This is a genomic window from Rhodococcus sp. NPDC019647, assembly GCF_044389235.1.
In the GTDB taxonomy this organism is placed as follows: Bacteria; Actinomycetota; Actinomycetes; order Mycobacteriales; family Mycobacteriaceae; genus Rhodococcus_F; species Rhodococcus_F oxybenzonivorans.
The window spans coordinates 119138-127898 of record NZ_JBIRXS010000020.1 but is presented as its reverse complement, the minus strand read 5'-3'; the positions used below and the strand labels follow the sequence as shown (position 1 = coordinate 127898).

Annotated in this window: 12 protein-coding genes and 1 pseudogene; 7 read left to right on the top strand and 6 right to left on the bottom strand. The window is 64.2% G+C overall.

Annotated elements, in window-relative coordinates; translation table 11 throughout:
• Window positions 1-633 precede the first annotated feature (633 nt).
• Entirely contained in the window at window positions 634-792 is a 159-nt protein-coding gene (locus ACH49N_RS27480; protein ID WP_358275725.1) for a hypothetical protein, read from the top strand.
• Between the two features lie 31 nt (window positions 793-823).
• Here ACH49N_RS27480 and ACH49N_RS27475 read toward each other — a convergent pair whose 3' ends face one another.
• Window positions 824-1165: an Lsr2 family protein gene (locus ACH49N_RS27475; protein ID WP_358275723.1), complete on the bottom strand. Its 342-nt coding sequence runs from the start codon at window positions 1163-1165 to the stop codon at window positions 824-826.
• Between the two features lie 132 nt (window positions 1166-1297).
• Between ACH49N_RS27475 and ligD the strand changes: the two genes are divergently transcribed.
• Window positions 1298-2302 (top strand): non-homologous end-joining DNA ligase, encoded by a 1005-nt coding sequence (gene ligD / locus ACH49N_RS27470; RefSeq protein WP_358275722.1) that lies wholly within the window; start codon window positions 1298-1300, stop codon window positions 2300-2302.
• 99 nt (window positions 2303-2401) lie between these two features.
• Here ligD and ACH49N_RS27465 read toward each other — a convergent pair whose 3' ends face one another.
• Window positions 2402-2647, bottom strand: a complete 246-nt coding sequence (locus tag ACH49N_RS27465) for a hypothetical protein (RefSeq protein ID WP_358275720.1) — start codon at window positions 2645-2647, stop codon at window positions 2402-2404.
• A gap of 171 nt (window positions 2648-2818) precedes the next feature.
• On the opposite strand from ACH49N_RS27465, the pseudogene ACH49N_RS27460 reads away from it, so the two are divergent.
• A pseudogene (locus ACH49N_RS27460) lies at window positions 2819-2938 on the top strand (ferritin-like domain-containing protein); the annotation flags it as partial.
• An 8-nt stretch (window positions 2939-2946) separates the two neighbouring features.
• Complete coding sequence (locus ACH49N_RS27455) at window positions 2947-3072, top strand: hypothetical protein (RefSeq protein ID WP_358275731.1); 126 nt, start codon at window positions 2947-2949, stop codon at window positions 3070-3072.
• A 296-nt stretch (window positions 3073-3368) separates the two neighbouring features.
• Here the strand turns inward: ACH49N_RS27455 and ACH49N_RS27450 are convergent, their stop codons facing one another.
• Window positions 3369-4619 carry a zinc-ribbon domain-containing protein gene (locus ACH49N_RS27450; RefSeq protein WP_358275718.1) on the bottom strand — a complete coding sequence of 417 codons (1251 nt, stop codon included), beginning with the start codon at window positions 4617-4619 and terminating at the stop codon, window positions 3369-3371.
• 93 nt (window positions 4620-4712) lie between these two features.
• Between ACH49N_RS27450 and ACH49N_RS27445 the strand changes: the two genes are divergently transcribed.
• Entirely contained in the window at window positions 4713-4859 is a 147-nt protein-coding gene (locus ACH49N_RS27445; RefSeq protein ID WP_358275716.1) for a hypothetical protein, read from the top strand.
• 103 nt (window positions 4860-4962) lie between these two features.
• The gene (locus ACH49N_RS27440) at window positions 4963-5478 is read left to right on the top strand and encodes a hypothetical protein (RefSeq protein WP_358275714.1); all 516 of its coding nucleotides are present in this window, start codon (window positions 4963-4965) and stop codon (window positions 5476-5478) included.
• 241 nt (window positions 5479-5719) lie between these two features.
• Here ACH49N_RS27440 and ACH49N_RS27435 read toward each other — a convergent pair whose 3' ends face one another.
• The 3 genes from ACH49N_RS27435 to ACH49N_RS27425 form a co-directional block, all read right to left on the bottom strand.
• Window positions 5720-6214, bottom strand: a complete 495-nt coding sequence (locus tag ACH49N_RS27435; protein ID WP_358275712.1) for a hypothetical protein — start codon at window positions 6212-6214, stop codon at window positions 5720-5722.
• Window positions 6148-6480 carry a hypothetical protein gene (locus ACH49N_RS27430; RefSeq protein ID WP_358275710.1) on the bottom strand — a complete coding sequence of 111 codons (333 nt, stop codon included), beginning with the start codon at window positions 6478-6480 and terminating at the stop codon, window positions 6148-6150. The genes ACH49N_RS27435 and ACH49N_RS27430 overlap by 67 nt, the downstream gene beginning before the upstream one ends.
• 297 nt (window positions 6481-6777) lie before the next feature.
• The gene (locus tag ACH49N_RS27425) at window positions 6778-7929 is read right to left on the bottom strand and encodes a hypothetical protein (protein ID WP_358275708.1); all 1152 of its coding nucleotides are present in this window, start codon (window positions 7927-7929) and stop codon (window positions 6778-6780) included.
• Window positions 7930-8449: 520 nt separating this feature from the next.
• Here ACH49N_RS27425 and ACH49N_RS27420 point away from each other — a divergent pair.
• Window positions 8450-8656 (top strand): hypothetical protein, encoded by a 207-nt coding sequence (locus tag ACH49N_RS27420; protein WP_358275706.1) that lies wholly within the window; start codon window positions 8450-8452, stop codon window positions 8654-8656.
• Window positions 8657-8761: the final 105 nt, after the last annotated feature.

Genomic DNA, 8761 nt, shown 5'->3' with positions numbered 1-8761 from the left:
ATGCCCTCGGCCATCTCGTCGAGTCGGTGTTTGGTCTCCGGGTCGAAGCGCAGCGCGATGGGATCACCCACCGGGATCCGCCCTGGCCTCGACTCCGTCATCCCCGCTCTTCTCGTCCGCCGGTGCGCATGGTTGTGCCCCGACGTCGGGGGGGATGGCGCCGGGGCACGGGGGTTCCGGGAACATGAATGGGGGGTATGCACACCAGAACGAATCCGAGTCTACGGATCGCCACCGACAGGCGGCCGCACGGCCGCGATTTCCTCGAGTCAGTCGGACTTGGGGAGTGTGAACCACCGGTCAGCCTGTGGTTGCGCACCGGAGCAGGGCGGGATCCGCACCGTCTCCCCGCACACGCGACAGAAGAACGTGCGATGCCCCGAGTTCTTGGCCACCGCGGCCGGGCACCCGCAGACCTCCCAGCCGACGAGGCACCGCCCACTAATCAGCAGGTGATTGTTCGGACACCGATCGGGCGCTTCCTCGTACTTCACCCACTCAGTCTATTCGCACATATATTCGAATTGAGCTAGTCTGGGGGTGCCCCGTCTCGGAGGGAAGCCTTGCCGGGGCGCAAAACTTTACCGCTGTTGACCTGGGCCTTCGGCGGTGCGGGCACGGAGGACAGGGTTCGTGAAGGTAGGGGACCGGGTGCTGGTCCACCCTGAGGGGAAGTCGGTGTTCACCATCCTCAGTCTCGAGGATGACCGCGCGCTGATCGAGTCCACGAGCGAGGCGCCAGGAAAATATCCGTTCAGCATCCGGGTGAAGTACCTCGTACCTGCGCCATAGCCGGAGCCTGCGGCTTGGTGTCGAGATGGGGTCAGGGTGCTGCGTCGAACGCTTCCTGGACGTCGGCGGGGATCCGGCCGCGTGCGGACACTTCGTAGCCGTTCGCGGCCGCCCACTCCCGCACCTCCCGGGCCCGCGACCGGGACCGTGCCGAGCCGGTCTTGGCGGTCGGGCGGCGCTTCTGGCTCCCCACCTTGGTGGCATGTTCGATGTAGAAGTCCATCGTCTTGAGGAATTCGCGGGCGTTCTTCGTCTTGAGGTCGATCTCGTAGTCGACACCGTTCACCGAAAACGTGATGTGCTCGCCCTCGCCTGCCTCGATGACACTGCCGTCGAGGTCGTCGACCAGCTCCACGACCATTTTCCGCGCCACGTGTGTACTCCTTCTGCTCCGGTTACAGCCAGGCAGACACTACTGCCCAGGCGACGGAAAGTTCCCGGCTTCATTGTCGTGCAGGAAGTGAATCACCACGGATAATGCCTCGTCGGGGCGGACAATCAGCGGATGAACGGTGCCGACCGGGGGCTGATTGCTCCGATGTTGGCGACCCTGGGCGCTCCGCCCGAGGGTGAATCGAGTGGGTCGTGGGCGGCGGAGATCAAGTACGACGGCTGCCGACTGCTGGCCTCTGCCGGTGGCCAGGGTGATCCGGTTCTGTGGTCCCGGAATCTGAACGTGGTGACGTCGTCGTATCCGGAACTGGTCGAGGCCCTGGTCGACGCTTTCGGCGGCCGCCGCCGGGTCGTGCTCGACGGCGAGGTTGTGGCGTTGGGAGCCGATGGGCGGCCTTCCTTCGGCCGTTTGCAACGCCGCATGAATGTGGTGCGCCCGTCTGCGGTGCTGCGCCGCCAGGTCACGGTCAACTTTTTCGCGTTCGACCTGCTTGTTCTGAACGGGAAGGATTTGATATCGGCGCCGTATCTCGATCGGCGGGCGGAACTCGCCGAACTCGTCCCCGCCCACGGTGCGGGTCTGCCGGTGCAGGCACCGCCGCATTGGCTCGGGCTGAGCGCAGACACCATGCTCGGTGTGGCCCGCGAGACCGGGATGGAGGGGTGTGTTTTCAAGAAGATTTCATCGATCTATCTGCCGGGCAGGAGGACTCGGTCGTGGGTGAAGACACTCGTCAGACAGAGAATGTCGGCCGTCGTCATCGGTTGGATCGCTGGAGGTGGGCCGCAGTGGAACGTAGTCGGCTCCCTCGTCCTGGGCGCCTATGACACCGAGGGGGTCTTGAGGTACATCGGTCAGGTCGGCACGGGATTTACCGCCTCGATGCGCCGGCAACTGCGCGACCAACTGGGGAAACTCGAGCGTCCGACCAGCCCTCTTCCCACCTCGTCGACACGTACTGACCCCCCTCGTGGTGTGCACTGGGTCGAGCCCCAGGTTGTCGTCGACGTCGAGTTCCGCGAGCTCAGCAAGGTCGGCGGTCTGAGACATTCCTCGTACAAAGGCCGCCGATCGGATATCGCGCCGGAGGACGCCACATGGGATTTATTGCCGTAGCTGCACAATCGCGCAGACGAGCTTTCACTCCAGTGATACACATCCTGGGGATAACTCGGTCAGCCTGGTCAGCTGACCATCCGGGCCGCGCGGACCGGATCAGTGTGCGCCGGGATCAAGGGTGAGGTCCTCGGTGTCGGCGAAAGCCAGGCGCCCGTCGTCGAGGGCGATGGCCCATCGATGCGCGGGGGCCCACTCGTGCCCACGCTGGGAGTTGGTCAGGGCGGCGTAGTCCTCAACGATTTCACCGGTCTGCGCCTCCTCGGACTGTCGGCGAACCAGCACCCGCGCACCCACCGCTACCGCCGCAGGCGCCGGTTTCTTCGCACTCGTGTTCCTGGGCATGCTCGCACCCTTTCGCTCGGCGGACCCCCGAGCATAGGCAGGAACCCACATGAGCGCCGAACGATCAGACACGCGCGACGGGTTTCCGGAGGGTAGGTCGGGGTAGTCACGGGGCGGTGCATCCTGCGCCGAACCGATGCCATCCATCCGCGTCGAAAGGGGTAATCACGTATGAGCACGTCCGACACCGCCACACTGCTGACGCAGCTGCGCACCATCCTGGATCTGACCAACACCGAGATCCAGGTCGCCGAGACCCGGGTCGCCCAGGCCAGAACCGAGGCCGTGCGGTTCAGTGGCTGACTCCTCGGCTGGTCGTAGACGTCGCCTACAGGGCGCACACGGCCGGTGGGCTCCGCCACCCCTCGCTCAAGGGCCGGCGCTTCGACGTCGATTTTCAATCGGTGCGCGTGGAGGACCTGTAGTCCAGAGGAAAGCCGCCGACCTTCCCCGGCGTCAGCGGCTCCTCATCCCCGACGCCTGGGGAACGCTACGCACTGTAGGTCTTACCCGGGCTCGGGGGTGACGGTGACAGTGACGCCATATCGCCTCTCGGCAAGTGGTCGCTCGCAGCGACTCTTCTGGTGTGGTACCCGGGGTATGAGCGCCACCGTCAGCCTCTTCAACACCGGCGGAGCGGGTGGTATTCCGGCGCGCTACAGGCCCGTTGAAAGCACCGACCGTGCGACGGCACACTGGTCCCGCTGCTCACGGGACCCGGTCAACGATTGAGGACGCCGTGAGCGAGAGGATTCGGTGTATGCAGCGGGTCAGGCGTACCGAGGAGAGGGTGATCGGGAAGTGGCTCACCGAGAATGGCCAGGCCGCCGCGGTGCAGGGTCAGTCCGGTGATCGATGCCACCAGCACAACCGTCCTGTCGTGCACCAGGAGGACGATCGTTGATGCAGCGACGTGATCGGCGCGGAATTTCCACACTCCGCGTCCCCGCTCCCACAGTTCCTGCGGCGGCAGATCGGGGGCGTAACCGACGTGCGTTCGGCCGAGGGGGTCGTCGCTCTCGGCGGGTGAGGATTCGTCGAGCGTGACCCGCAGGGCCGTTATCCGTGGTGGGGGCTGCTTCGGGCGGAATCCGCGTAGTTCGGTCTCTGCCCCTTTCTCGCGGTCCCGAGGAAGGTGGATGAAGGCGGGATAGTGCCTGCCTGCGAGGTTGACCGGAGGCAACTCACCGGTCGCGGAGAAGCGTTGTCGCTCGCAGAATTGCACGCGGCGCTCGATATCGTCCGGTAGGGCTGTGTCGAGGATGTCGAAGCCGAGCTTCTTCAGTGCCCATCCGATCCCAACATTGTGATCACCGGGAAGATGTGCAGAACGAAATTGTCCGGCATCGTCCGGCACGGCCGAGTGCATCTCCTCCCGACAGTCCTGCGGCAGCGCATCGAGGATGCGCAGCATGCACGCGCCGAGGACGGTCGATGTCGGACAGCTCAGAGTGGGACGATGCTCAACGGTCGCGATTGCGACGTACACGCTGACCATCCGAACGAAATATGCCTCCACCAGGGGGAAGATCTCGTCCCACCATTCGACGGTGTCGGCCGCCGTGCCGCAGAACAGGGCGTAGAGGGGGCTGCCGTCGAGGATGCGGACCGCGGCCGCAGCCGAATCGTCGAGCGCGCCGAGGATCAGGCGGGTGTGCTCTGTGACCTCGCACTTGTCGCACGGGTGGGCGAGCACACGAAAAGTGGTTTCGCTGGGCAGAAGTCTGCGGTGACCGCAACTGTGCACGATGCAGCCAGGGGCGATGCAGTACAGGCAGGCGTTGGGGTTCCCCTTCTTCCACGTCGCGTGCGATCGCCGTTGCAGCGGTGTATCGCGCCACTCGTGACCGACAGGGCATCGCCACCACAGCATCTCCTGGGACGAGTTCGGGATCGAATCGAGATCGACCCCGACATTGCGGTTCGGATGTAGTTGGCGAAACAACTCTGGATGCTCATCTTTGAAACGCACACGCCCCCCTCAAGGCTCACCATCGGTATCAGCACCCTCTGTTCTATCAAGGCCTCATGCGCCACCGTCCGACACGCTCGCACACATCCGAAGGTGGGAACACCTCGCCGTATTGCGGCGGGCCTGGACGGTGCCCTTGCCGCCCCCGAGCATCACGACGTCATTCCGGAGACGATCATTGGTCGGCGACGATCACCGACCCCGCCGGCCATCGATTCAGGATTGTGGATCACCCCGTAGTCGAGGCCGATGTTTATCCACAGGAGCATCACCAGGCTGGTTTGAACGCTGGACGCCCGCGTGATTCAGTTGCCGTCACCGAACTTCGAGAGGCAGGTGAGCGATGCATGCGTTCGCGGACGAGTCACGTCGCGGTGACTACCTTGTCTGCGCGGCGACGATCGCTCCCGCCGATCTGGCCGAGGCCCGTAAGGCACTGAAGGCGTTGCGTGCCCCGAGGGCTGCACGGATCCACATGTCACACGACAGTCGCAGAGCGCACGAAATCATCCGTGGGGTCGTTGGGCTCGATGTGCAGGCGCACCTGTATGTCGCGCGGCTGCACGGCCGGCCGGAGCGCCGTGCCCGCGACGAGGCCCTTGCTGCGATGGTCTCCGACCTCGACACGATGGGTGTCCGTCAGCTCTGGCTCGAATCCTGCGATCAGGATCGACAGGACCGGCACGTCATCCGGGCGGCGCTGATGGCCTCGAGTGGACCGGGGTTCCCCTTCCGGCACGCGGTACCGACGAGCGAGCCGATGCTCTGGGTTCCTGACGTAATCGCCTGGGCGTGGGGGAAGGGTGGACATCACCGAAAGGCCGTGGCCGACATCATTGAAGTGCATACCCTGCCCTAGATACGCAAAACCCGGGCGACTCACCGTCCGGAGAGCTCCCGGGTCCACTTCCCACGAACGCTATGCCGTGGGCACGTCCAGTATCGGGTCGCGGACACTTCCGCGTCAAGCGACGACCGCGGCGGCGTTGTCACCTAGCCGCCGATCGCGACCGCACTGGCGCACCGCAACCGGTCCAGAGGGACTAAGGGCGCGCATCGGTCCTCCTCGGGATCGGGGCGGACGATGCCGCGTCGGTCCGTTACTCGTCCGATGCTGGCGGCGGAGACGCGGCCCGGAGCTGCTCGAGCGTCAGCGACACCACGGTGCGGCGGACCACACCGAGTCGGGACCGTGCCACGGTCAGCGCCTCGAAGGCAGTCGACATGCCCAGCGCCCACGGCGCCGACTCGACCGGGGTCAGCCCACACCGCCCGAAATGGTCCGCCAGCCGGCCGATGGCACTGTCGAGCGCGGTGATCTGCGCCGAGCCCGCGTCGGGATCCGAATCGACGCCGGTGTCGGGGTCGGGGCCGGTGCCGGACACCGGGTAGGGCCACATCAGCACCATCCCGGTGGGCAGCATCCGATGAATCGTCTCAGCCACCAGCCACAGACCCAGATCGTGGCCCCGCAGCGGCTCGGTGACGAACGCGATATTCGGGATCAGGACCGCCTCGGTGACGACAGTCACGGTCTCGAACTGTTCCTCGACCTGCTCGGCGAGTTGATTGCCGTCGAACAACCCGGCCAGCATCTCGCGATCACCATCGAACTGGTCCAGGCACACCGCGATCGGATCCTCGGTGCGAGACGGATCACCGTGAAGTCGAGTGAACCGACGACCACGTCGTCGGCGTCGTCGATATCCACCGTCATCACCAGTTCGGCGAACCAGTCCAGGCACGCGTCGAGGTCGCTGTGGCCCACACTCCGAAACCGCACCCGCGGCGCAAACAGCTCGACCGTGCCCCGGCCCTCTTCTTCGGCCAGGTCCGCCAACGCGGCCAGCGACATCGACACCAGAAGACCTCCATCATCGGGCGTACCGAGTCCGAACCCTGCCACTATCGCGCATCACCGAGCCGTGGCGCCGAACAACCCCCGGCGGCGCCCACGGAACTTCACCGGTACCCGCTGACGCGCACCAGGTATGGACCGCGTGGCGAGGATCGAATCGATGAAATCCGGGCCCACTGGGGACCATGAGCATCCATGAAGCCCAGCCGCTTAAACGCAATAGTCGTTGTCCTCGACGTAGAGGCCCAAGCTGCCTGGTACCCGGCTAGTCACTGAACTGAATACGAAATCGCATAGGGACTACTCGGATGGCTGCACGATTTGAGTCGGTGGTTCCGGTGTTCGCCATAACGCGGTTTCGAATTGCTCGACCACTATGCGAGGCTGCACCAGAAGGCCAGCCATCATCCGGAACCGCTCGTGATACTTCTCAGTCTCGGTGTTATTCGGAATCACCCTGGTGAGCCGCTTGCGCATCTGCGGATTCACATCAGTCAAGTACGCGTCGACGAGCGCCCCCTCCAGCGATGACCAAATCTCGGCACGCCGATCGCGATACCGCTCCATCTGCTGCGCGTATTTCCTGGCACTGTCGGAAACAGCACGTCCGGTCGCCTCCTCCAGGAAGACGGTCGACTCCGAATCGAAGATCTGATCCTCAGGAACGCCCGTAATATCGGGTCGAAGCTGTTCGGCGGTCGCCAACTTCTCAGTGGCGAGGATGACGGCCTGCTCGCCGGCCTTAGTCGCCAGCGGAGCTGCCGGCGCCGCTGACAGCTGTATCGTTCGCACTCTGGTAATCACCTGCGGATCGATGGCGAGCGAAATGGATCCGGCCGCCTCGTGGGTGTTGACGTATCGGACCGCGAGGGCGCCGCGACGAGCGAGTTCGGCGGCCGAGACAGCACCGAACATGCCACTCAATTCGCCGTTGACACCAGGGAACAGCTCCTCGGGCCGCAACCGGATCTCTACCTGATGGAGCCAATACTCGTGGTCGAGGGAGTCCTCATCGGCCATTCGGCGCATTACGTTCTCCACCGCTGCCGCATAGGTGCCTAGATGCAATGCCAGCGAGCACCTTTCGTCAATCGCTTCCGCATGTTTCTCTGGCTCCAGCAATGATGTCTTCAGCCCGGCGGCGATGTCGCGGCGGTAGGCGTCCCAAGACGGCCAGTCCTGGCAGGTGCTCGAGTGATACCAGACGTGTTGGTCCACCTGTCCGTCGTCGTGATCGACATCGGACAGGTTACGGACACTCGGCGATGCCTCACTGATATCGATGGCTGTGCCGCAGCCGCATACGGGGTACGGCTCGGAGCCCTCGCACTGCAGTTCGTAGGCGGGGGCCAGCACCTGGATACGCTGCCCGCAGCCACACTCGAACCAGAAGTCATAGTTGAAATCGAAGCCGTGGAGGTGCTCGAAACCCGTCGGTGGAGTCGGTATCACCTGCGCAGTCTAGGAGCCGCCACTGACGCCGCGGCTTGTCGGCTGGGCGATCCAAGACGAATCCCCTTCACCAAGGTCCAGCGGCGAGCGGGTTGACGTGGACAAGGACGTCACTTTGCCAAGCGCGGCGACATCCCAAGCTTTCATTAGCTTTGCTAATGAAAGGACTAGGCGGAGGGATTTGAACCCCCGGGTGTAATTAGCACCAGGCACATTTCACGTGCCCGCATTAGGCCGCTCTGCCACGCCTCCGAAGCCTTCATCCCACCGCAGCTAACCCTGTGACCGGTGAGGTCCGGCACCCCGTCCGTCGTACCCAGCGCTGCGCGACGACGGGTAAGAACTCAAGACCAGGCAATACGAGACCTCACCGGTAATAAGTTGGTTTCGCATGGTTCGCGAATACGGCGCGGTAAGGCTCTCCACCCGTCCTTGTCTCCGTCCCGTCCATACCGATACGGGAAAGCGTGTTGCCAGCCATATGCCAAGTTGAGGAGGCCAACCTTGGTAGGCTTCTCCCATGGACCCGCTCGACGAGGCGCTCGCCGCGCACACCCGTGCGCAACAGCTCGTACAGACCACGCGAGAGGCACTGCACGTAGCAATCCGGGATGCACTACGCGACGGAGAAAAGCAGATTGACCTTGTCCGCAAAACCGGGTATACGCGCGAACACATTCGGCGCATCTCACGCGAGGTGCGGCCCGTCTCACGGCGCAGCGGATGAGCATCGGCTTTTCAATCGATCAACCACAGCCGTTAGCGCAACGCGCGTGGACGCTCGCGCAACTCAAGCATCCGCGAAACTCGACGCCCACGGCGTCACTGAACA

Bases quoted from the DNA above. Each gene is read 5' to 3' on its own strand.
- ligD (WP_358275722.1), top strand. From the start codon at position 1,298: ATGAACGGTGCCGACCGGGGGCTGATTGCTCCGATGTTGGCGACCCTG.
- ACH49N_RS27465 (WP_358275720.1), bottom strand. From the start codon at position 2,647: ATGCCCAGGAACACGAGTGCGAAGAAACCGGCGCCTGCGGCGGTAGCG.
- ACH49N_RS27440 (WP_358275714.1), top strand. From the start codon at position 4,963: ATGCATGCGTTCGCGGACGAGTCACGTCGCGGTGACTACCTTGTCTGC.
- ACH49N_RS27435 (WP_358275712.1), bottom strand. From the start codon at position 6,214: ATGCTGGCCGGGTTGTTCGACGGCAATCAACTCGCCGAGCAGGTCGAG.
- ACH49N_RS27420 (WP_358275706.1), top strand. From the start codon at position 8,450: ATGGACCCGCTCGACGAGGCGCTCGCCGCGCACACCCGTGCGCAACAG.